Origin of the sequence: Rathayibacter sp. VKM Ac-2803, from assembly GCF_009807175.1 — a bacterium.
Classification (GTDB): Bacteria; Actinomycetota; Actinomycetes; order Actinomycetales; family Microbacteriaceae; genus Rathayibacter.
This window is the reverse complement of sequence record NZ_WUCD01000001.1, coordinates 3357482-3380640: the sequence shown is the minus strand read 5'-3', so window position 1 is coordinate 3380640 and position 23159 is coordinate 3357482. Positions and strand designations below refer to the sequence as shown.

The window sequence follows — 23159 nt, the reverse complement described above, 5'->3', positions numbered from 1 at the left end:
TGTATCAGGTGTTCGCTTTTTGGCTCCGGGTGCATTAGTGTCCTGATCACCGCCGCGCCACCGCCACCGCGAGGGCGACGGCTATACCGAGAATGACCCGATGACGTCGTGATTCCTCTGACGTCGACGGCGCTCTCCCTCCGTTCGACGAGAAGGCATCCCTCCATGACGTTCACTCCGCTCCCGACTCGCCGGCGCTCCGACTCGGACGACGCCGCGATCCCGGCCGGCCTGCCCCATCTCGAGCGGGTCGGCGAGGCCGTGCGCCTGGTCGTCGACGGCGCCCCGTACCTGGCCATCGGCGGCGAGCTGCACAACTCGACCGCGTCCGACCCGGTGTACCTCGACCGGGCCTGCCGACGCCTGCGGGAGTCCGGAGTGACCACGATCGTCGCGACGGCGACCTGGGAGGAGGTCGAGCCGCGCGAGGGCGAGTTCGACTTCTCCTCGGTGTCGGCGACGCTCGCTGTCGCTCGGGAGCACGGGCTGAGGATCGTCCTGATCTGGTTCGGCGCGTTCAAGAACGCGCGGTCGACCTACGCGCCGACCTGGGTGCGGGCCGACGTCGAGCGCTTCCCCCGGGCCCGCACGGCGCCCTCGGAGATGGCCGTTCCCTTCGGCTACGCCGGCTCGATGCCCAAGCCCGAGCTGTCGGTCTTCTCGCCGGAGCTGTGCAGCGCCGACGCCGCCGCCTACGCCGCGCTGATGGAGCACCTGCGCCTGAACGACTCGGATCACACGGTGGTCATGGTGCAGGTCGAGAACGAGGTCGGGCTCCTCGGCGGCGGCCGGGACCGCAGCGCGATCGCCCGAGCGGCCTGGGAGGCGGACGTGCCGGCTGCGGTCGTCGACACCCTGCTCGCCCACCCCGAGTTCGCAGGCAGCCGGCTCGCCGCGCGGGTCGCGCAGCGCACCGGTTCATGGGCGGAGGTGTTCGGCGAGGACAACTCCTCGGACGAGCTCTTCATGAGCTGGGGCTTCTCGACCTACATCGAGGAGCTCGCCGCTGCCGGCAAGGCGATCCTGCCGCTCCCGACGCTCGTGAACGCCTGGCTCGGCCCGCAGCCCGGCCAGTCGCTCGCGGGGCAGTACCCCAGTGGGGGGCCGACCTCCGTGATGATCCCCGTCTGGGAGGCTCTCGCTCCGTCGATCGACATCGTCTCGCCGGACATCTACGTGCAGGACTCGGAGCCGGTGATGCGGGAGTACTCCCGCGACGGGCGTGCGCTGTTCATCCCGGAGGCGCGTTTCCGGGCCGCAGATCTCTTCCTGACCCTCGCCCGCTACAACGGGCTCGGCTACTGCGCGTTCGGCGTCGAGGACGGCCGCCCGCGCAACCAGTACTTCACGGCATCGACGCTCCTCGTCAGCCAGACCGACCCCATCGTCGAGGCGCAGGCGACCGGCCGCATCCGCGCGGTCCTCATCGAGGGCGCGGAAGCGCAGGTGCTGAGCTTCGGCGACTACACCGTCACGGTGCACGACACCGGTGAGCTCTTCTCCCGGGTGCTGCTGGACGCGGGAGTCGCCCGACCGGCGATCCGGCCCGAGCTCGAGCTCGAGAGCACCAGCGGACCCTTCGGCCCCGACCCCGCCGACGACCGCGCGTTCGGAGCGATCCTGCAGATCGCCGACGACGAGTTCCTCCTCCTCGGGACCGGCTTCACCGTCGACTTCGCCCATGCCGTGGACGTCGTCGAGATCGACCGCGTGCGCGAACTCCGCCAGGAGGACGGCGAGTGGGTCGACGGGCGCATCCTCAACGGTGACGAGCACATGCGCCTCGTGCCGATGGGCGCCCTCGGCGGCTCCCGCGTCCGTCTCCTCCGCCACCGGGCCGTGTAGCCCCGCTCCCGACAGCGTCCGTCCCTCGACCGGGACGACGATCCACCCCGTCCACCGAGGTCCGGTCACCCCCTCCGGACTCCGAGCGACGTTCGCCGTGCCCGCACGAGGGCTGGAGACGGTCCCACCGACGCCCCTCACCCCCACCTCGCACAAGGAGTACATCAATGACGATCCGTACACGCTCGATCCGACTCGGAGTGATCGCCGCCGTCGCCGCGCTCGCCCTCACCGGATGCGCGCCCGGCGGAGGCGGCGGCAGCGCCGCCTCCGCCGACCTCACCCTCGCCACCTCCTTCGACTTCCAGTCGTTCGACCCGGGCGAGCTGACCACCGGCGGCGAGGCTCCGCAGTACTGGATGCCCGTCTACGACACGCTCCTGACCTCGGAGCCGGACGGCACGCTGAGCCCCGGGCTCGCGACCAGCTGGACCTACGACGAGACCAACACCGAGCTGACGCTCGAGCTGCGCGACGACGTCACCTTCACCGACGGATCGGCGTTCGACGCCGAGGCGGTCAAGGCCAACATCGAGCACGCCGCCGCAGGATCCGGCGCCGACAAGTGGCGATCCGCGTCCATCTCCGAGGTCGAGGTGGTCAGCCCCACCGAGGTCGTGTTCACGCTCGCCCAGCCGGACCCCTTCCTCCTGACGAACCTCGCCTTCAGCGCCGGAGCGATCGGTGCACCCGACGCGCTCGAGAACGCCGACATCGCACTGAATCCCGTCGGCTCCGGCCCCTACACGCTCGACACCGCAGCCACCACGGTGGGCTCCAGCTTCGTCTACGCGAAGAACCCCGACTACTGGGACGCCGAGGCCTGGCCCTACGAGAAGATCACCCTCACCGTCATCGCCGACGTGACTGCCCGCGTGAACGCGGTGAAGTCCGGCCAGGCGGACGGCGCCTGGATCGACCAGGCCACCTCCACCGGCTTCGACGACGCGCGGTTCGCCCTCTACTCGGATCCGGTCGACTGGGTCGGCATCAACATCGCCGACCGCGACGGCACCACCCAGCCGGCCCTCGCCGACGTCCGGGTCCGCCAGGCGATCGCGATGGCGTTCGACCGCCAGGCGATCCTCGACAGCATCGACGGGGGAGCGGGCACCGTCACCGAGCAGATGTGGTCGGAGGGCACCGCCGCGTACGACCCGGCGATCGAGGGGACCTACCCCTACGATCCCGATCGCGCGAAGGAGCTGCTCGCGGAGGCCGGCTACCCCGACGGCTTCGCGGTCGAGATGGCGGACTTCAGCTTCCGCGCGAAGTACCAGCCGATCGTGCAGAAGTACCTCGCGGCCATCGGGATCACCGTGACCTACGTGCCGATCAACCCGGCGAACCTCTTCCAGGAGTTCGCGAACCCGCGGTTCACCCTCCAGATCGCGAGCGTCGGCGGAGGAGCCGACTCGTGGGACAACCTCACCACGGTCCTGCCCGACGGCTTCTTCAACCCGTTCCACACGACCACTCCGGAGCTCGAGAGCATCGTCGAGCAGATCCGCAGCACGAGCGACGCGGAGCAGGTCAGCGCCTACCAGGCGGCCAACCGCTACGTCACCGACAACGCCTGGGTCGCCCCCTGGTACAAGGTCGACAGCTTCTACGTCACCTCGAAGGACACCACCACCGAGCGCCTGTTCGGCTCGGTCGCGCCGCTGATCGGCAGCTTCGCCCCCGCATCCTGACCGCTCGTCGCCCGGGGCCGGTTCGCCGGCCCCGGGCGCGCGAACCGAATCGAGTCACACCATGGTCGCTTTCCTCGCGCGCCGGCTGATCGCAGGGATCCTCCTCATCCTGTCGGTCTCCGTCGTGACCTTCTTCCTCGTCTACTCCAGCGGAGCGGACATCGCCCGCAACATCCTCGGCCAGACCGCCACCGAGGAGTCCGTCCGCCAGCGCGCCGAGGAGCTCGGGCTGAACCTGCCCCTCTGGCAGCAGTACGCCGACTGGCTCGGCGGCGCCCTCACGGGCGACCTCGGGAGCTCCTTCTACAACAACCAGCCGGTCACCGACGCCCTCGCCAACCGCGTCCCCGTCACCCTGTCGGTCGTGATCGGAGCGGTCCTCGTCGTCGCCCTCTTCTCTGCACTGCTCGGAGTGCTCGCGGCCGTCCGCCGCGGCTGGATCGACCGCGCCGTCCAGGTCTTCAACGTGATCGCCAACGCCATCCCGAACTTCTGGCTCGCCCTCGTCCTCGTGATCGCCTTCGCGATCACCGTCCCCCTCTTCCCCGCCACCGGTTACACCCGCTTCGAGGACGACCCGGGCCTGTGGCTGCTCGGGCTCATCCTCCCGATCGTCTCGCTCGCCTTCGGTGGACTCTCGGTCGCCTCGATCGTCCGCAGCTCGATGATCGACGTCCTGCGGCAGGACTACATCCGCACCCTGCAGTCCCGCGGTCTGTCGCGTCGCGAGATCCTCTACGTCCACGCGCTGCGGAACGCGGCCGCCCCCTGGCTGACGCTGCTCGGGCTGCAGTTCATCGGCCTCATCGGCGGAGCGGTCGTGATCGAGAAGGTCTTCGCCCTCCCCGGGCTCGGGAGCCTGACGGTCTCGGCCGCCCTCCAGGGAGACGTCCCGATCATCATGGGCGTCGTCCTCGTCGTGGTGGTCCTCGTCGTCCTGATCTACCTGCTCATCGACCTGGCCAACGCCTGGCTCAACCCGAAGGTGCGTGCACGATGACCACCGTGATCGACCCGCAAACCGCCCTCGACGGCAGGCCCCCCGCGCGGCGGGGTGCCCTGCTCCGCTTCGTCCGGAATCCGCTGGGTGTGATCTCCGCCGTCATCCTCCTGGTGATCGTGCTCGGCGCCCTTCTCGCCCCGTGGATCACCCCGAACGATCCTGCCTTCGCCGACCTCGACCAGGTGAACTCCGCACCGAACGCCGGCTACCTCCTCGGTGGCGACGGCTCCGGCCGCGACATCCTGAGCCGACTGCTCGCCGGCGCGAGGCTCACGCTGCTCGCAGGCCTGATCGTGGCCGTCGTCGCCCTCGTCCTCGGCCTGTCGGGCGGACTGCTCGCGGGCTACGTCGGACGCTGGGTCGACTCGTCGCTTAACTTCGTCACCGACGTGATCATGGCTCTCCCCGCGATGATCCTGCTCGTCGCCCTCTTCGCGGTCTTCGGGCCCAACGTGAGCATCGCCATGGCGGCGTTCGGCATCCTCGTGTCCCCCTTCATCTACCGGCTCGTGCGCACCGTCGTCCGGGGGGTGCGCAACGAGCTGTACGTCGACGCCGCCCGCGTCTCGGGGCTCAGCGACACCCGGATCGTGACCCGGCACGTGCTCGCCGCTGTCCGCGCCCCGCTGATCATCGTCGGAGCCAGCACCGTCGGAGCGGGCATCGCCATCCAGGCGGGCCTGGAGTTCCTCGGCCTCGGAGACCCGTCGTCGCCGACCTGGGGCGGGATGCTCAACGACGCGTTCCTCAACATCTACAGCGCGCCGCTCAACGTCGTCTGGCCGGGCCTCGCGATCGGCCTGACCATCGGCTCGCTCAGCCTCCTGGCCAACGCCCTCCGCGACGCCCTCGAGGACACCGCCCCCGTCAGGACGAGGACCGAGGAGAAGCGCCTCGCCACCCAGGCGATCCGCACCTCCCGCGTGCCCGACTCCTCCGCGCCGACCGTGCCCGATCGGGACCTCCTCGTCTCGGTCAGCGGTCTGCGGATCGGCTATCCCGACGGACGCGGTGGGGAGAAGATCGTCGTCAGCGACGTCGACCTGAGCATCGCGCGCGGCGAGATCGTCGGCCTCGTCGGCGAGTCGGGATCGGGCAAGTCGCAGACCGCCTTCGCGATCCTCGGCCTCCTGCCGCCCACGGCCCGCATCCTCGACGGCTCCGTCCAGGTCGCAGGACGCGAGATGACGACGATCGCCGATCGCGACCTGCTCGCCCTGCGCGGAACGACGATCGCGTACGTTCCGCAGGAGCCGATGTCGAACCTCGACCCCTCCTTCACCGTCGGCCACCAGCTCGTCACCCCGATGCGCCGCCGACTCGGACTGAGCCGCGCCGACGCCACCTCCCGCGCGCTCGACCTGCTCGACCGCGTCGGCATCGCCGATCCGAAGCGCACCTTCGGCTCCTACGCGCACCAGATCTCCGGAGGCATGGCGCAGCGCGTCCTGATCGCCGGAGCGATCTCGTGCGATCCCGAGCTCATCGTCGCCGATGAGCCGACCACCGCACTCGACGTCACCGTCCAGGCGGAGGTCCTCGACCTCCTCCGCGACCTCCAGAAGGAGAGAGGAATGGGCATGCTCCTCGTCACCCACAACTTCGGCGTCGTCGCCGACATCTGCGACCGCGTCTCCGTGATGCAGCAGGGTCAGATCGTCGAGACCGGTCAGGTGGACGAGCTGTTCGCCCGGCCGCGGCACCCGTACAGCCGAACCCTCCTCGGCTCGACCCTCGAGAGCCGTCCGCCCCGCGTCGAGCGGGACGGCGGGGTGGCCCGATGACCGCCGTGATCTCGACCGACAGGCTGTCGGTCAGCTACCCCGGTCGGACGGCGCTCGCGAAGCCCGTGCCGGTGCTCACCGACATCTCGATCGACATCCAGCCCGGGCAGACCCTCGGTCTGGTCGGGGAGTCGGGGTCGGGGAAGACGACGCTCGGTCGGGCGATCCTCGGCCTCGCGCCGGTCACGAGCGGCAGCATCGCGTTCGAGGGGCGGGACATCTCGCACCTCGGACGGCGCGAGCGTCGAGCGCTGGCGGCCGACATCCAGGTCGTGTTCCAGGATCCGTACACGTCCCTCAACCCGAGCATGACGATCGAGCAGATCCTCGCCGAGCCGCTCTGGGCGTCGGGGACGGGCAAGGCCGAGGCGCGGCGGAAGGTCCGCTCGCTGCTCTCCGACGTCGGACTGCCCGCCGACTCCGCCGATCGGCTGCCTCGCGAGTTCAGCGGAGGACAGCGGCAGCGCATCGCCATCGCCCGGGCGCTCGCGCTGCAGCCCAGGCTGATCGTCTGCGACGAGCCCGTCTCGGCGCTCGACCTCACCACGCAGGCGCGCGTGCTCGACCTGTTCATCGAGATCCAGGAGCGCACCGGTGTCTCCTACCTGTTCGTGACCCACGACCTCGCCGTCGTGCGCTACGTCGCGCACCGCGTCGCCGTGATGTTCCGCGGCGAGATCGTCGAGCAGGGCGACGCCGCCGCCGTCACAGAGTCGCCGCAGCATCCCTACACGCAGCAGCTCCTCCTCGCCGCGCCGATCCCGGATCCGTCGGCGCAGCGGGAGAGGCGGGCGGAGCGGCACAGGGTCGCGGCAACGCCGTCGTGACGGGAGGAGGGGCGCGCGCCGTGCTGAACGCTCGCACGAGCGCGCCCCGCTCCGGCGTCCGGCGGGATCGGCCGGCCCCGGGCCTCCCGGACGGATAGGTTGGCGTGATGGAGCAGACCGAGCCCGCCCGCACGCGCGGCCCGTACGCGAAGACCGCTCAGCGCCGACGGGAGATCATCGACGCGGCGACCACCGTCTTCGCCGCTCGCGGCTACCACGGCGGCTCGCTCCGCGACATCGCCCGCCAGCTCGACCTGAGCCTCACGAGCGTCGTCCACCACTTCGGATCGAAGTACATCCTCCTCGAGGCCGTCCTCGAGCGGGCGAACGAGACGGGTCTCGCCTCGTTCGAGAGCGACTGCCGCGAGCACGGGCTCGTGATCGCCTCGATGCGACTCGTGCGCTTCAATCTGCAGCGCCCCGAACTACTGCGGATCCTCGCGATGCTCGCCGCCGAGGCGTCCTCGGCCGACCATCCCGCGCACCAGTGGTTCGTCGACCGCTACAGCGCGACGATCGCCGCCTGGGTGGAGGCGCTGCGCTTCGATCAGGAGCAGGGGCGCGTCGATCCTTCTCGCGATGTCGAGGTGCTGGCCGAGATCCTCGTGGGGATGTGGGACGGGCTGCAGCTCCAGTGGCTCATCGACCCCTCGCGGGACATGGAGCGTGCGATGGCGAGCTTCTTCGCCGCGATGCTCCCGGAGGCGCCGTCGGAGGATCCCGCCTGAGCACCCGGCCGAGGGTCGCCGAACCGAGCGACCCGGCGGACGGGGCTCCCGGTGTGCTGCCGTTCACGACCCTCCTGTCGGTGACGGGGGCACCGCTTCGAGCGGCATGATCTCCTGACTCCGAGGGCTGCTCTCGGCGCAGAGTTAAGCTAACTTAACTTCATGAGCGACGTGCGTGCGGATCCGGCATCCGAGCCCGTGGGTGCTGGGCCGGCGCCCGGTGCCCGCCGACCCGAGAGGCGGCTGCTGTTCCTGTTCGGACCCGCGTTCGTCGCAGCCATCGCCTACGTCGATCCGGGGAACGTCGCTGCGAACCTGACCGCCGGAGCGGAGTACGGCTACCTGCTCGTCTGGGTCCTCGTCGTCGCGAACGTGATGGCGGTCCTGATCCAGTACCTCTCCGCCAAGCTGGGGCTCGTCACCGGGAGGAGCCTCCCGGAGCTGCTCGGCGACCGGCTGCCGCGGACGCGCCGACGACTGTTCTGGGTGCAGGCGGAGCTGGTCGCGGCGGCGACCGATCTCGCGGAGGTGATCGGTGGCGCCATCGCCCTGCAGATCCTGTTCGACGTCCCGCTCCTGCTCGGCGGGCTCATCGTCGGCGCGATCTCGACCGCGATGCTCACCGTGCAGTCCCGGCGGGGGCAGCGGCCCTTCGAGTTCGTGATCATCGGACTCCTCGCCGTGATCGCCGTCGGATTCGTCGCCGGCCTCCTGGTCAGCCCCGTGTCGGCGAGCGACGTGGTCGCCGGCCTCGTGCCACGGTTCCAGGGAGCCGAGACGGTCCTGCTGGCCGCGAGCATGCTCGGCGCCACGGTGATGCCCCACGCGATCTACCTCCACTCCGGCCTCGCCAGGGACCGCCACGGAGCGAGCACGCACCCCGCCAGGATCGCCCGGCTGCTCAGGGCGACGCGCTGGGACGTCGGCATCGCGCTCGTGATCGCCGGGACGGTGAACATCGCCATGCTCCTCCTCGCCGCAGCGAGCCTGCGCGGGGTCGAGGGGACCGACACCATCCAGGGCGCCCACAGCGCCATCGTCGCGGCGCTCGGACCGATCGTCGGCATCCTCTTCGCGATCGGCCTGCTCGCGTCCGGCCTGGCCTCGACCGCGGTCGGCTGCTACGCCGGCTCGGCCATCATGGGCGGCCTCCTCCACCTGCGGATCCCCCTGCTGGTACGCCGGGTCGTCACCCTGATCCCGGCGCTGATCGTGCTCGGGGTCGGGTTCGACCCCACTCGAGCGCTGGTTCTGAGCCAGGTCGTCCTGAGCTTCGGGATCCCGTTCGCTCTGATCCCGCTGGTCGCCTACACGCAGGACAGGGCGCTGATGGGGAGCTTCGCCAATCGTCCCGCCGTCCGGGTCTCGGCGTGGGCGGTCACCGGTCTGATCGTGCTGCTGAACATCGCACTGATCGTCCTCACCGTGACCGGCTGACTCCGCCGCCGACTCGAAGCGACGTCGACTCGCGAAGTAACGTCGACTCCGTGGACATCGACTCGATCAGCCCTGTCGCCCAGGACTACGTCAAGGCGATCTGGTCGGCCACCGAGTGGGGCGACCCGCCGATCACGACGAAGGCCCTCGCCGCGCGCTTCGGAACCAGTCCCGCCAATGTCTCGGACACCCTGCACCGCCTCGCCGCCCAGGACCTCGTCGAGTACCGGCCGTACAAGCCGGTCCGGCTGACGGAGACCGGAGCGGCCCTCGCGCTGGTGATGGTGCGCCGCCACCGGATCCTGGAGTCGTTCCTCGTCACGACCCTCGGCTACCCGTGGGACGAGGTCCACGACGAGGCGGAGCGACTGGAGCACGCCGCGAGCGACGGACTCATCGACCGGCTGGACGCCCTCCTCGGACACCCGGCCGCGGACCCCCACGGCGACCCGATCCCCACCTCCGAGGGGCGCACGCGCACCGTCGACGGCGCGGTCCGCCTCAGCGAGGCCGGGCCGGGGCGTCACCTGGTCCATCGCATCTCGGATGCGGAGCCCCTCGCCCTGACCGATGCGGCCGCCCTCGGCATCGCCCCCGGTGCGACCATCGACACGCGCGCCGAGGCGGAGTCCCTCGTGCTCGTGACCTCAGAAGGCCCGCAGGTCATTCCGCGCCTGCTCGCGACGGCGACCTGGACGACTCCGGCACGCTAGGGCGCGTCGACGCCGAGACCGTGGGACGTCGCCCGGAGATCGCCGCCGGGGACCGTGATGCGCGCCCGCCTCGTCGGCCCGGGCTGCTGGGGTGCCCTCGGACGGGGTGTCCCTCGCGAGCGCGCCTCGCGGAATGGAGGGGGAGCGGCGCACGTTGCCTCGAGCATGACGATCGAACCCGCGGTGCTCGACGATGTCCTGGCCACGCTGGACGTGACGCTCGGGGCGACCCGGCGCGCGACTCTCGCCTCCGGAGAGCGGATGGCGCTGCCGGCCGGCATCGTCGTGCTCGTCTACGTCGTCGAGGGCGAGATCACGGCGCTCGCCCCGGAGGGGACCGCCTGCGCGCTAGAGCTCTGCGCGGGCGACGCAGTGGCCGCCTCCGTGCCCCGGACCCTGCTGGCCGGGGACGCGCTGCTGACGTTCGGGCGGCAGGAGGCGACGCTCGCGTCGGTCTCGGGGGCGCGGCTGACGATCGTCGAGGTCGAGCTCGAGGCGTGCCCGCGGTCGCTGCCGGGGCTGGTGTTCGCGAGCGGATTCGCCCGGCTCGAGCCGGCGGCGGCCGCACTGGCGGCGCAGCTCGGGCCGGCGTACGACGGGTCGGAGCGCTCGGGCGATCCGGTGATCTGCCGGCTGATGGTGCGCACCGTCGTGCTGTCGGTCGTGCGGGCGTGGGCGTTCGGCGACACCGGCACGCTGCCTCCGGTGACCGGCGACGTCCACCTCGACCGGGTGGCCGCAGCGGTGAGCAGCGAGCCGGGCCGGGAGTGGAGCGTGGATCTGCTCGCGAGCGTCGGTGCGATGTCGCGCACCGTCCTGACGGAGCGGTTCCGGGCGGCCTTCGGGCGCACTCCCGCGGGGTTCGTCACCGAGGTGCGGATGCGCCGGGCGAAGGAGCTGCTCGAGGCGGGACGGACCGTGTCGGAGGCGTCTCGGGCGCTCGGCTACTCCTCCGACGACGGGTTCAGCCGCGCCTTCCGCCGGAACGTCGGCGTCGTGCCGTCGCAGTGGCGAGCGGCACGACGCGCGGCGTGAGGCGTCAGGCCGTGCGCCTGCGGTTCGACGCGCCGAAGAGGGCCGCGCCGACGAGGAGCAGGCCCGCGCCGATCGCGTAGTCGGCCTCGACTCCGACCGCGTCGACCAGGACTCCGCCGACACCGGCGGCGATCACGATCGCGGCCTGGAAGCCGACGACGACCAGGCTGCCGCCGGCCTCGAGGCGGTCGGTCATCCGGTGACCGACCCACGCGTTGACGATGATCAGCCAGGAGGCGAAGAAGAAGCCCCAGACGACCACCGCCACCGCGATGGCCGGGACGGAGCCGGGGAGCAGCAGGACCGCTCCGACGGCGATCGCGATCGCGACCGGTGCGACGACGCCGAAGAAGGCGAAGGAGCGGTCGATCACCGAGCCGATCACGATGTTGCCGGCGAGGCCGCCCACGCCGAAGAGCGCCAGCAGAGCGACGATGGTCGCGGCATCGGTGCCCTCGGTGCGCTCGAGCGCCAGGCGGATGTAGGTGTACGCGAGGAAGTGGCCGAGGACGACGAGGATGTGGCCCGCGAAGCCCTGGCGCACTCCGCGGCGGCGCACGGTGTCGAGGAGCACGCCGAGCCCGGCGGCCGGGGCGGCGGGGACGCTGGGCAGCAGGAGGCGGAGCGGGACGGCGAGCAGCGCCGTGAGGACGCCGATCAGGACGAAGGCGGCACGCCAGTCGATGAGCTCGCTGAGGATCACGCCGAGCGGCACCCCGGCGACCGTCGCGAGCGAGAGGCCGGCGCTGGTGAACATCGTGGCGCGACCGACGCGGTCGGGGCCGGCGACGCGGGCGGCGACGGTGAGGGACATCGACCAGAAGGCGCTGATCGCGGCTCCTAGCAGGAGGCGCGAGAGCAGGACCAGGGCGAGGTTCGGGGCGAGGCCGGCGAAGACGCTGGAGGCGCCGGCGGCGACGGCCGTCCAGACGAAGAGCGTGCGGCGATCGAGCCGGGGGAACATCAGGCCGACCGTCGGGGCGACGAGGAGGCCGACGAGCGCGGTCACGGTGACGGTCTGGCCCGCCTGTCCGGAGGTGACGTCGAGACCGGCGGCCATCTCGGTCAGGACGCCGTTCGGCAGGAACTCGGCTGTCACGAGCAGGAAGCTCAGGAGCATCAGGGTGATGAGGGGGATGTAGGGGAGGCGCCCCGTCGTCGGCTCGGGGCGGACGACGGGGACGGACGCGGTCGAGGGCATGGGTCCAGCCTGGCGGAGGGGCGCGGCGGGCGCCCGACCGGACGGCCGCGGGATCCGACCGATCGGCCGGGGTGTGCGGAGCATCTCGGGCTCGCAGGATCGCGCTCGGCCCGCCGAATCCGAGCAGTACTGCGAGCCGAACGTCTTCCTGCGAGCCGAGGATCACCCGGAGTCGCGCGATGACGCTCTCGACGCCGAGCGGGCCCGTGCAAGGCGACCCTCACCAGTGATCGTGATACCTCTATGATCGACTCCAATGCAGGCATATGGACAACCGCTCGTCACCTCGGTGACGGACGACGGGGTGCGGCACTCGCTGACGCGCGAGCCGTGGCTCCTCACGACGCAGGCGCTGACCAGCAGAACGCACGAGGCGTGGACCGACGGCGTCCACGACGAGCACGAGCTCATCTACTCCGAGAGCGGAGTCCTCACCGTCGAGGTCGAGGGTCGGCTGTGGGCCACGCCGCACGGGCTCGGGATCTGGATTCCGGCCGGCACGACCCACCATGTGACGGCGGAGCCGGGCACCTCCTTCTCGGTCACCTACCTCTCCGCCGACCGCGTCGTCGTGCCCTGGAGCGGGACGACGGGGATCGGCATCAGCGCGGTCGTGCGCGAGATGCTCCTCGCGAACAAGACCACGATCCTCGACGACGGCGTCCGGCTGCGGCTCCAGCGACTGATCGTCGACCTGCTGAACCCGGTGCGCTCGGCCGCGCTGGACGTGCGCATGCCCACGCATCCGGCGCTGCGGGCGGTGGCCGAGCAGATCGTCGCGAATCCGGCCGACAGCGGGACGACCGCCGACTGGGGGCGTGTGATCGGGGTCAGCGGGCGCACCGTCAATCGCGGCTTCGAACGCGAGACGGGCGCGAGCCTGACGCAGTGGCGCATCCTGGTGCGGATGCGGCGCGCCCTCGTCGACATCGCGGCCGGTCGCTCGGTGATCTCGGTCGCGCGCGACGTCGGCTACACGAACTCGAGCACGTTCATCCAGCTGTTCCGCCAGGCGACCGGGCTCACGCCCGCGGCCTACTTCCGATCCTTCGGCGTCTCGGGGTTCGACCTCGACGCGCCGCCGCTCGACCGAGAGGACTGACGCATGTCGTTCTGCGAACCCGCGGAGGTCGTCCGCACCACGCGGTTGACGCCGTCGATGATCCGGGTGCGCCTGCGCACCGTCGGCGGCTGGCGCTGGTACGACGACGGCGGCGGCGACGAGCGCGTCGACCTCGCCTTCCCGCGCCCGGGGGAGGAGCACGCGGACGTGGCGTTCTTCAACGACCGCGAGTACGGGCACTCGCGCCAGGGGGAGGAGCCGCCCTGGCGGCACTACACCGTGCGCGCCGTCCACGGCGGCGGGGCCGAGCTCGACATCGACTTCGTCCTGCACGACGGCGGACTCGCCTCGGGATGGGCGGCGACGGTGCAGCCGGGCGCCCGCATCGGCGTCTTCCACGGCGGCGCCTCGCGCTCGTACTACGCGCCTCCGGCCGATGCCGCCTGGCAGCTGCTCGTGGCGGACGCGACCGGGCTGCCGGGGCTCGCTCGCATCGTCGAGGAGCTCCCGGCCGGAGCGGTGGCGCACGCCGTCGTCGAGGTGCCGGAGGAGTCGGATCGGCAGGAGATCGCGACCCGCGGCAGCGTCTCGTGGACGTGGATCACCGGGTCGGGCGGGCTGAGGAGTGCGCTTCCGGAGGCGGTGGCGCGGCTCGAACTGCCCGCCGGCGCCGGTTACGGCTGGGTGGCCTGCGAGGCGGCGGCGGCCCGGCGGCTGCGGAGGCACCTCCGCGAGGTGCGCGGGCTCGCCCGCGACCGCCACCGCGCGGTCGGCTACTGGACGGCGGGGACGGCGGGTCACGTGGAGCAGGATCGCGACTGACGCTTCGAGCGTGTCCAGAAAGCGGTACGAACTGTCCATCTGTCGAGATGCCACCGCGGCTACGATCGACGGGCAAGGTAAGCCTCACCTAACCTGACCGCTCGAGAAAGACTCGCCATGTCCTCTGCTCCCCGCTCCCGCCTCGTCGCTCCGTTCGCAGCGGCACTCGTGCTCGCGAGTCTCACCGCCTGCTCCGGCAGCGCCACCGCCGAGACCGAGTCGACCGACGCCACCCGCGCCGTGCAGACCGCGTACGGCGAGGTGGAGGTGCCCGCCGAGCCGCAGCGGGTCGTCGCCGTGTCGTACGACACTCCGTGGCAGCTGGCGGCCGTCGGCGTGACTCCGGTCGCGATGCAGGACTACTCGGCCTACGCCGACTCGTTCACGGCCGACCAGCAGGAGCTCATCTCGAGCGTCGACACCGTGGGCGCCTTCTTCGATCTGAACATCGAGGCGGTCCTCGCGGCCGAGCCCGACCTGATCGTCGGAGACGTGCTCGAGATCGACGAGGCGACCTTCGAGGAGCTGTCGAAGATCGCGCCGACCGCGATCTTCGAGGGCGAGTACCGCGGCGACTGGCGGGCGATCGGCGGGAGCGTCGCCGACGCCGTGAACGAGGGCGACGCGTTCGAGAGCGCCGAGGAGGCGTACGACGAGGATCTCGCCCGGGTGAAGGAGGAGTACGCCGACGTGCTGGCCCGCCCGTGGGCCGCGATCGGCGACGGCGACGTCGAGGGCGGCTTCTCGGTGCTGTACCCGGGCGGCTCCGTCGGCGCGCTGTTCTTCGACGATCTCGGGGCCGCTCTCGCACCGAGCATCCCCGCCGAGGACGGCGACAAGGGCTGGTCGTACGTGTCGCCCGAGCTGACGACGTCGGTGCTCGGCGGCGCGGAGATCATCGTGACCGGCGCCGACCCGCAGGGCGAGCTGTCGGAGTCGCTGGCCGGGACCGTCGAGACTCCGCTCTTCACCGACCTTCCCGCCGCCCGCTCGGGCAGCGTCTACGGCATCTGGTCGAGCGTCACCGACTACGGCACGGCGCTGGCGTGGCTCGACTCGGTCGAGGAGACGGTCCTCGTCCCGGAGTCGGCGAGCTGATCGTCCGGCCCGAGAGGGCACCGGGTCTCGGCCGGCGGATGAGCCTCCTGATCGTCGCGGGGGTGCTGCTCGCCGTGACGGTCGTCGGCAGCCTCGCGATCGGTGCGCGCTACGTCCCGCCGGCCGAGGTCCTCCGGACCCTGCTCGACGCTCTGGAGGGACGCGGCGCCGGCGAGGTCCACGAGATCGTCGTCGGCATGAGGCTCCCCCGAGCTCTCGTGGGAGTCGCCGTCGGGGCGGCGCTCGGAGTCGCGGGGGCGCTCATCCAGGCGCTGACCCGCAATCCGCTGGCCGATCCGGGCATCCTCGGCGTCAACGCCGGTGCCGGCTTCGCCGTCACGATAGGGATCGGCTGGTTCGGGGTCGGCGACATCGACGGCTACGTGTGGTTCTCGTTCGCGGGCGCCGCGGTCGCGACCGTGCTCGTGTTCGCGATCGGTGCCGGCGGACCGGCGGGTGCCACTCCGCTGCGCCTCACCCTGGTGGGAGTCGCGCTCGGCGCCCTGCTCGGCGGAGTGGCGAGCATGATCTCGCTGCTGGACCCGTCGGTCTTCGACGGCATGCGGTTCTGGGGCGCCGGGAGCCTCACCTCGCGCGACGAGTACGTGCTCGCCGCAGTGCTGCCGTTCGTCCTCGCCGGGCTCGCGCTGGCCGCGGTGGTCGCGACGCCGCTGAACGCCCTCGCGCTGGGCGAGGATCTCGCGCACTCCCTGGGCGTCGGAGTGGTCCGCACCCGCGTTCTCGTCGTCCTCGCGGTGACTCTGCTGGCCGGTGCCGCCACGGCCGCGGCCGGACCGATCGGCTTCCTCGGGCTGATGGTGCCGCACGCGGTGCGCTGGTTCGTCGGTCCCGACCAGCGCTGGATCCTGGCCGGCACGGTGGTCTGCGCCCCGCTCCTGCTGCTCGTCGCCGATGTCGTCGGGCGCGTCGTCGCGCCGCCGCAGGAGCTGCAGGTCGGGATCATCACCGCGTTCATCGGGGCGCCCGTGCTCGTGCTGCTCGCCCGGCGTCGACGGATCACGGCGCTGTGACGCGCACCGGCTCGCGGAGGATCGCGGTCGCCTCCGCCCTGCTCGCCGTCGCGATCGCGGCGGTGCTGCTCGTCGCGCTCGCCGTCGGCGACTACGTCCTCACTCCGAGCGAGGTGCTCGCGGCGCTCGCCGGGGGCGGGACTCCTCGCGCGCAGCTGGTGGTCGGGGAGTGGCGCCTGCCCCGGGCGCTGCTCGGCATCGCGCTCGGCGCCGCGCTCGGACTGAGCGGTGCCGTCTTCCAGTCGCTCACGCGCAATCCTCTCGGCAGCCCCGACATCGTGGGCTTCTCGACGGGGGCGCACACCGGCGGTCTGATCGTCATCCTGCTCGTCGGAGGGTCGTACCTGCAGATCGCGGCAGGTGCTGTGGCCGGGGGTCTCGTCACAGCACTGATCGTGTACGCGCTCGCGTACCGCGGTGGCGTCCAGGGGTTCCGGTTGATCATCATCGGCATCGGGATCTCGGCGACGCTCGCCTCGCTCAACAGCTGGCTCTCGACGCGCGCCGATCTCGACGACGCGATGCAGGCCGCGGTGTGGGGGAGCGGCTCCCTGAACGGGCTGGGCTACGACCAGCTGTGGCCGGTGCTCGCGCTGCTCGCGGTGGTCGTGCCGATCCTCCTCGCCCACGCGCCGGCGCTGCGACAGCTCGAGCTCGGGGACGACACGGCGCAGGCGCTCGGCGTGCGGGTCGAGGCGGTGCGTCTCAGCGCCCTGCTCTGGGGGATCGTGCTCGTGGCGCTCGCCACGGCGGCGGCGGGGCCGATCGCCTTCATCGCGCTCGTCGCTCCGCAGATCGCCCGCCGCCTCACGGGCGCGGCCACGCTCTCGCTGGTCCCGGCGGGGCTGGTCGGCGGACTCCTCCTGCTCGCCTCCGATCTCGCCGCGCAGCGCGCCTTCGCACCGACTCCGCTGCCGGTCGGCGTGATGACCGTGGTCGTCGGCGGGGGCTACTTCGTCGCCCTGCTGATCCGCGAGGGGCGGCGGCGATGAGGCCCGCGGCTCTGTTCCGCTCCGCCGCCGCAGGTGGTGGGAGGGGGTGGCGACTCCTCGGGGGAGCATCGGGGTTCGCCGGGCACCAGCTGGCCGAGGTGCTGGTCCCGGTGGCCGTGGGCGTCGTGATCGAGCAGGCGGTCGGCCCCGGCGACGGCGGCGCCCTCCTGGGCACCCTCGGCGTGCTCGTCGCGGTCTTCGCGCTGCTCATCACCTCGTGGCAGGTCGGCGACCGCCTGCTCACGCGGGTGCACGCCGAGGGGGAGCACGCTCTGCGGCAGCGCATCGTGGGTGCGGTGCTGCGCGGGTCCGGCGTGCGCCGCGCACCCGGTGAGGTGCTGACGATCGCCTCCGCCGACGCGGCGCAGGTCGCCGGAGTGTCGTGGGTCGTCGCGGAGCTGGCCGGCGCGATCGCCGCGCTGGTCGCCTCCGCGATGGTGCTGGCCTCGATCTCGTGGCAGCTCGTCGCGGGAGTCGTCGTCTGCACGCTGGGTCAGCTGGCGCTCGTGCACGTGATGAGTGCGCGGCTCCGCTCGCGCAGCTACGAGGCGCAGCGGCGCGCGGCACGGATCGACGCGCTGGGGACCGACTTCGCGCTCGGGCTCCGGGCGCTCCAGGCTCTCGGTGCGACCCGCGCCGCGGGTGCGCGCTACCGCGCCGAGAGCGCTGAGGCCGCGCGCGCGATGTACCGGGCCGACCGGGCCGAGGCGGCGCTCTCGCTGGTCGGCACGCTCGCCACGGGGATCGCGTTCGCGAGCGTCGTGGCGCTCGCGGGCGCGCTCCTCGCCGCGGGGTCGATCGGAGTCGGGGAGTTCGTCATCGGTGTCGGCCTGGCGCAGGCCGTCCGCCGCCCGCTGCAGACCATCGGCTACCTGCCCGGCGCCGTCGCGGCGAAGCACGGCTCGGCCAGGCGGATCGGCGAGCTGCTCGAGCAGACGCCGCCGCTGCACGGAGGCGCGGAGTCGGGGCCGACCGAGACCTGCGCGGTCGAGTTCACGGTGGGCCCTCGCCGAGTGGAGGTCGCGCCGGGAGCGGTGCTGGGGGTCCGCGCCGACGAGGCCACGGCGCTGGCGCTCGCCGATCTGCTCGGCGCACGGCGTGCTCCGCGGGCGGGAGAGCTCGTCGTGGACGGGAGGGACGCGTCGGAGCTCGGAGCCGCCGATCTGAGGCGCCTCGTGTTCGCCCCACCGCACGACGCCGTGCTGTTCAGCGGCTCCCTGCGCGAGAACGTGCGTCCCGAGGGCGCGCTCGACGACGCGGTGATCGCCGCCTCCGGGCTGGACGAGGTCGTGACCCGCCTGCCGCGCGGAGTGGAGGAGACCGTCGGCGATCGAGGGGGCCTGCTCTCGGGCGGGCAGCGTCAGCGGGTGCTCCTGGCCCGCGCGCTGAGCACCGACCAGCCCGTGGTGGTGCTGCACGACCCCACCACGGCGATCGACCCGGTCACCGAGTCGCGGATCGCGCGCTTGGTGATCGCGCGCCTGCGCGCGCAGCACCGCTCGGTCGTGCTGATCACGACGAGTGCCGCGCTGCTGGGAGTCTGCGACATCGTGGTCACGGAGCGCGGAGCATGACGGGGCCCGACCCGCTCCCGGTGGCGAGCGCGAGCCGGACGTTCCGCGTGACGGTCTCGGCGGTGACGGCCCGACCGGCCGTGGCCGTGGCGACGCTCGTCGTCCTCGCGACCGGAGTGGCCGCCTCCGCCGCACCGCCGTGGCTGATAGGGCGGCTGATCGACGACGTCGACCGTGGCGGAGGGAGTATCGCGGTGCTGCTGATCGCGCTGGTCGCGGCGCTCCTCGTCGGCGCGGTCGTGACCTGGATCGGGCGGGTGCTGCTCGCGGGGATCGTGCAGCGGGCGATCGGCGAGCTCCGCGAGGGTGCTTTCGAGGCGGCGCTCGCGCAGCCGACCGGGCGTCTCGAGGCGGCGGGGACCGGAGACCTCGTCTCCCGCCTCTCCGGCGACGTCCGGGCGGTCGGCGACGTCGTGTCGAGCGCCCTCCCGGCCTTCGTCACGGCCCTGCTGACGACCGTCGTCACGACGGCGGGGCTGGGCCTGATCGACGGGCGCCTCGCCCTCGCGGCTCTCGTCGCGTCGCCGCTCCAGCTCTGGGCGCTCCGGAGCTTCCTCCGCCGATCGGGCCCGGTCTATCGAGCGCATCGTGCAGCGCAGGGGGTGCGCGCGCAGCGCCTGATCGAGACGACGCGCGGAGCCGACACGGTGCGGGCCCTGCGAGCCGAGCGCCTCCGCCTCGACGACCTCGATGCCGTCTCGCGGGCGGTGATCGGACTGGAGCTGCGCGCTGCTCGCGTTCGGGCCGCCTTCTACGGCCGGCTGAACGCGGGCGAGCTCGTCGGAGTGTCCGCCGTGCTCGTCACCGGCTTCCTGCTCGTCGCCCACGACGGACTGTCGGTCGGTGCGGCGACCGCGGCCGCGCTCTACTTCCTCGGGCTGTTCGACCCGATCGGCACCCTGCTCGGCACGGTGGACGAGCTGCAGGACGCGGGCGCGAGTCTCGCGCGGCTGGTCGGAGTGCTCGACCTCCCGACGCCGGCCGACGCCGTGGGGTCGAGGGAGCGCGCGGAGGGGCGCCTCGAGCTGCGCGGCGTCTCGCACCGCTACCGGCCGGGCCGACCCGACCTCGACGACATCACCCTCACGATCGAGCCCCGAGAGCGAGTCGCGATCGTCGGAGCGTCGGGGGCGGGGAAGAGCACCCTCGCCAAGGTCGTCGCGGGCCTGCTGGCTCCGGATTCGGGCACCGTGCTGCTCGACGACCGCCCTATCGACGGCCGGCACCCCGACGAGCTGCGCGCGAGCATCGCGATGATCAGCCAGGAGCTGCACGTGTTCTCGGGCACGATCCGCGACGATCTGCGGCTCTTCGATCCCGAGGCGACCGACGCGCGACTGTCGGCCGTGCTCGGCGACAAGTGGATCAGGTCGCTCCCCGACGGACTCGACACCGTCGTCGGGGCGGGCGGCGCGGAGCTCTCGCCCGCCCGGACGCAGTACCTCGCTCTCGCTCGCCTGGCGCTCGCCGACACTCCCGTCGTGATCCTCGACGAGGCCACGGCGGAGGCAGGGAGCGAGGACGGTGATCTGCTCGACCGCGCCGTCGAGCGGATCGTGCGAGGGCGCACCGGCATTGTCGTCGCCCATCGGCTCGCGCAGGCCGAGCGCGCCGATCGGGTGCTCGTGATGGCGGACGGGAGGATCGTGCAGGACGGGACTCACGTGCAGCTCCTCGCGGTCGACGGGCCGTACGCGGAGCTGTGGCGCAGCGCCGGCGGTGTTTCACGGCGTCCGGAGGGCCTTCGGACGGGTTCTGCTCAGGCTCCGTCGGGATGATCGAGGCTGATACCCGACGGAAGGTTCTCTGTGAGCATGTTCAAGCGCGTCCTCGGCATGGCGTCGAAGGCCCTCGACTCGAAGGGGTCGCCCAGCACGGGCGGCACCACCGGCGGCACCCCGGACTGGCGTGCCATGGTGCGCACCGCGGCCGACAAGGTGACCGGCGACGCCCGGCCGTCGCACTCGCCCGCCTCCGCGGCTCCGCGCGCTCCGATCCGACCGCAGGACGCGCGACCGGGGCAGCCCGCCGTGACCCAGGAGGACCGTGCCGCGATCGCGCGGTACGACTACCTCCTCCGCACGGCCGACCCCGAGCAGCTCGAGCAGGTGCACCGCGACGCGTTCGCGAAGCTGACGCCGGCGCAGCGCTCGCAGGTCGAGGCGCGGCTGCGCGAGGAGCTGCCCGCGAACGAGCAGCCGCGCTCGTCGAACCCCGACGATCTGGCGCGGGCCGCGACGCGCGGCGAGGCCCAGAACCCGGGGTTCCTGAAGAAGATGTTCTCGAAGCCGGGGACGCGCGGGGCCCTCGCGGGTGCCGGCGTCGGCGCGGTGGCGGGCGTCGGTCTGGGCGCGGCGGGCGGACTGCTCGCGGCGGTCGCGGGTGGCGCGGTGCTCAGCAGCGTCGCCGGTCCGCTCCTGCAGGGTGTCGACCTGGAGGGTCTGACGGGGAGCTTCGGCGACCTGGGCGAGTTCGGCGACATCACCGGCGGGGCGGGCGACTTCGTGTCCGGGGCCGGCGAGCACGTGTCGGGGCTCGGCGAGCAGGTGTCGGACTTCGGCTCGAACTTCGAGATGCCGGGCCTCGGCGATATCGGGAACCTCTTCGACCGCTGAGTCGCCGAGGGGGGGTCGTGCGGTCTGCAGGTGATCGTCGCCGGATGGGCTGTTCTGCCGCGCGGATCGTGTCCTGCCGAAGTGATCGCCTGCAGATCGCACGCTGATCTCCTGCAGATCGCACCTCGGCCGCTCCGGGACACCGTGAATCGGACGGCGGCCGGGTCGACGCCGCGAGTCAGTGCTTCGCGCGACGCAGGAGCACTGCCGAGAGCAGCGTGACCAGGCCGATGAGCAGGATCCCCGCTCCGGTGATCGCGACCGCGGTCGTCGACCAGTCGGGCCGCTCGAGGAGCGTCGACCCGTCGAGCGCCTGCCACTCGCAGGTGACGCCGAGCGGCCACCACGACCAGGAGCCGCCCACGAGAGTGCCCTCGCCGGGCGGGACGCCGCCGACGCTCGCGGAGCACACGGAGTCGAAGCCCTGCTGGGCGAGGCTCCCGTACTGCAGTGCGACCAGGCCGACGAGGGCCAGGCCGACGAGCAGCAGGACGGCGCCGGCGATCAGCGCGATGCGGCGCGGAGTGAGGCGTCTGCGCTTCGTGATGTCGCGAGGTTCACGGAGGCCGCGCGCAGGGGTCTCGGTCATCGTCCGATCGTGTCACGAACCGCTCCTGCGCTTGCCCGGACGAGCAAGGTCACAGCCGCCCGCCATTCACCCGAAGGGCCACCGCGAGCATCACGGACGCGGCGGACAGGAGGACCGCGATCAGGAAGATCTGCGGATCGTACCCGGACACCGCGAGCGGCAGGAGCGCGCCCAGCACCGTCCCGACCTGCGTGACCGCGGTGTAGGCGCTGGCCCCCGCGCCCGGACCGCCGTTGCTCGTCCTCTCGAGCAGGAGGATTCCGATGCTCTGGAAACCGGCGCCCACGACCGCGTAGACGGCTTGCGACAGCACCAGTGCCCCGTAGGACTGGTCGCCGACGAGGATCGCGAAGGTGACGATCGCGGCCAGTGAGACGATCCCGAGAGTGAACGCGCTGCCGCGAGCAGTGCTGAGTCGCGTGAGCGCGGGCAGCGCAGCGAGCTCGAGCACCGCCGAGGCCAGGAACACCGGTGACACCAGCGCGGGAGGAACACCGGAGGAGACCGCGAACAGCGGCAGGTAGATCGCGCGCAGCGTGTCCACCGACTTGAGGAGAGCGACCAGGGCCAGCGCGAGAACGAAGAGCAGACGCCGGGGAGGCGGATCGCCCCCGGCAGCGGCATCGGGACGGCGATCCGGCACGGGAAGTCGACGAGCGAACGAGCGCCCGGCCGTGCAGACGATCGTCAGTCCTGCCGCACCTGCCGCCACCACGAGCGGATCGACGCCCAGTTGCGCGAGCATCGAGTAGAGGACCAGCCCGAGGATGTATCCGGAGATGAGAACCGTCCGCAATCGGGCGACCATCCACTCCTGCGCGTGGCCGGCGTTCTGCGAGGCGACGCGACCGAAGAGCTGGGGGACGACGGTGCTGACGAACAGCATCAGCGCCCCTCCGAGGTAGAGCATCCCGACGCTGCCAGAGCTGAACCGCACGAAAAGGACCCCGACCGGCACCGCGGTCGTCGTCACGAGAAGCGCGAGTCTCGGATACCCGGCCACCCGGATGCGAGGAACGAGGACGGTGTTGTAGGCGACTGCAAGACCGGCGTTGACCACGAAGAACACGGCGATCTGGGCCTTCGAGAGTCCGGCAGCGTCGAGAGC

General features: G+C 72.0%; 20 protein-coding genes. 17 read left to right on the top strand and 3 right to left on the bottom strand.

Going from position 1 to position 23159, the window contains the following annotated elements; translation table 11 throughout:
• Positions 1-165 precede the first annotated feature (165 nt).
• The 9 genes from GRS96_RS15765 (at position 166) to GRS96_RS15725 (ending at position 11066) form a co-directional block, all read left to right on the top strand.
• Positions 166-1845, top strand: a complete 1680-nt coding sequence (locus tag GRS96_RS15765; RefSeq protein ID WP_159988940.1) for a DUF5597 domain-containing protein — start codon at positions 166-168, stop codon at positions 1843-1845.
• A 167-nt stretch (positions 1846-2012) separates the two neighbouring features.
• Complete coding sequence (locus GRS96_RS15760; protein WP_159988939.1) at positions 2013-3539, top strand: ABC transporter substrate-binding protein; 1527 nt, start codon at positions 2013-2015, stop codon at positions 3537-3539.
• Positions 3540-3600: 61 nt separating this feature from the next.
• Positions 3601-4539 (top strand): ABC transporter permease, encoded by a 939-nt coding sequence (locus GRS96_RS15755; protein ID WP_159988938.1) that lies wholly within the window; start codon positions 3601-3603, stop codon positions 4537-4539.
• Positions 4536-6326 carry a dipeptide/oligopeptide/nickel ABC transporter permease/ATP-binding protein gene (locus tag GRS96_RS15750; RefSeq protein ID WP_159988937.1) on the top strand — a complete coding sequence of 597 codons (1791 nt, stop codon included), beginning with the start codon at positions 4536-4538 and terminating at the stop codon, positions 6324-6326. The genes GRS96_RS15755 and GRS96_RS15750 overlap by 4 nt, the downstream gene beginning before the upstream one ends.
• Positions 6323-7153 carry an ATP-binding cassette domain-containing protein gene (locus GRS96_RS15745; RefSeq protein WP_159988936.1) on the top strand — a complete coding sequence of 277 codons (831 nt, stop codon included), beginning with the start codon at positions 6323-6325 and terminating at the stop codon, positions 7151-7153. The genes GRS96_RS15750 and GRS96_RS15745 overlap by 4 nt, the downstream gene beginning before the upstream one ends.
• Positions 7154-7260: 107 nt before the next feature.
• Positions 7261-7881 (top strand): TetR/AcrR family transcriptional regulator, encoded by a 621-nt coding sequence (locus GRS96_RS15740; protein ID WP_159859592.1) that lies wholly within the window; start codon positions 7261-7263, stop codon positions 7879-7881.
• A 162-nt stretch (positions 7882-8043) separates the two neighbouring features.
• Positions 8044-9318: an Nramp family divalent metal transporter gene (locus tag GRS96_RS15735; RefSeq protein WP_159988935.1), complete on the top strand. Its 1275-nt coding sequence runs from the start codon at positions 8044-8046 to the stop codon at positions 9316-9318.
• 50 nt (positions 9319-9368) lie between these two features.
• Entirely contained in the window at positions 9369-10031 is a 663-nt protein-coding gene (locus tag GRS96_RS15730; protein ID WP_159988934.1) for a metal-dependent transcriptional regulator, read from the top strand.
• A 165-nt stretch (positions 10032-10196) separates the two neighbouring features.
• Positions 10197-11066 carry a helix-turn-helix transcriptional regulator gene (locus GRS96_RS15725; RefSeq protein WP_159988933.1) on the top strand — a complete coding sequence of 290 codons (870 nt, stop codon included), beginning with the start codon at positions 10197-10199 and terminating at the stop codon, positions 11064-11066.
• Between the two features lie 4 nt (positions 11067-11070).
• Here the strand turns inward: GRS96_RS15725 and GRS96_RS15720 are convergent, their stop codons facing one another.
• Positions 11071-12267: an MFS transporter gene (locus tag GRS96_RS15720; RefSeq protein ID WP_159988932.1), complete on the bottom strand. Its 1197-nt coding sequence runs from the start codon at positions 12265-12267 to the stop codon at positions 11071-11073.
• A 256-nt stretch (positions 12268-12523) separates the two neighbouring features.
• Between GRS96_RS15720 and GRS96_RS15715 the strand changes: the two genes are divergently transcribed.
• From GRS96_RS15715 to GRS96_RS15680, 8 genes are all read left to right on the top strand, one after another.
• Positions 12524-13369 carry a helix-turn-helix transcriptional regulator gene (locus GRS96_RS15715; RefSeq protein ID WP_159988931.1) on the top strand — a complete coding sequence of 282 codons (846 nt, stop codon included), beginning with the start codon at positions 12524-12526 and terminating at the stop codon, positions 13367-13369.
• A gap of 3 nt (positions 13370-13372) precedes the next feature.
• Positions 13373-14152 (top strand): siderophore-interacting protein, encoded by a 780-nt coding sequence (locus GRS96_RS15710; protein ID WP_159988930.1) that lies wholly within the window; start codon positions 13373-13375, stop codon positions 14150-14152.
• Positions 14153-14269: 117 nt separating this feature from the next.
• Entirely contained in the window at positions 14270-15250 is a 981-nt protein-coding gene (locus GRS96_RS15705; RefSeq protein ID WP_159988929.1) for an ABC transporter substrate-binding protein, read from the top strand.
• Between the two features lie 38 nt (positions 15251-15288).
• Complete coding sequence (locus tag GRS96_RS15700; RefSeq protein ID WP_159988928.1) at positions 15289-16281, top strand: iron chelate uptake ABC transporter family permease subunit; 993 nt, start codon at positions 15289-15291, stop codon at positions 16279-16281.
• Positions 16278-17273: a FecCD family ABC transporter permease gene (locus GRS96_RS15695; protein WP_159988927.1), complete on the top strand. Its 996-nt coding sequence runs from the start codon at positions 16278-16280 to the stop codon at positions 17271-17273. Before GRS96_RS15700 ends, GRS96_RS15695 begins: the two co-directional genes overlap by 4 nt.
• Positions 17270-18847 (top strand): ABC transporter transmembrane domain-containing protein, encoded by a 1578-nt coding sequence (locus GRS96_RS15690; RefSeq protein ID WP_159988926.1) that lies wholly within the window; start codon positions 17270-17272, stop codon positions 18845-18847. Before GRS96_RS15695 ends, GRS96_RS15690 begins: the two co-directional genes overlap by 4 nt.
• A complete protein-coding gene (locus tag GRS96_RS15685) occupies positions 18844-20625 on the top strand; it encodes an ABC transporter ATP-binding protein (protein ID WP_159988925.1) in 1782 nt (593 codons plus the stop codon). Before GRS96_RS15690 ends, GRS96_RS15685 begins: the two co-directional genes overlap by 4 nt.
• A 36-nt stretch (positions 20626-20661) precedes the next feature.
• Positions 20662-21462, top strand: coding sequence for a hypothetical protein (locus GRS96_RS15680; protein WP_236553700.1), 801 nt, complete (start codon positions 20662-20664; stop codon positions 21460-21462).
• A gap of 178 nt (positions 21463-21640) precedes the next feature.
• On the opposite strand, the gene GRS96_RS15675 is transcribed toward GRS96_RS15680, so the two are convergent.
• Positions 21641-22051 carry a hypothetical protein gene (locus GRS96_RS15675; protein ID WP_159859574.1) on the bottom strand — a complete coding sequence of 137 codons (411 nt, stop codon included), beginning with the start codon at positions 22049-22051 and terminating at the stop codon, positions 21641-21643.
• A gap of 49 nt (positions 22052-22100) precedes the next feature.
• Positions 22101-23120: a hypothetical protein gene (locus GRS96_RS15670; protein ID WP_159988923.1), complete on the bottom strand. Its 1020-nt coding sequence runs from the start codon at positions 23118-23120 to the stop codon at positions 22101-22103.
• Positions 23121-23159 lie beyond the last annotated feature (39 nt).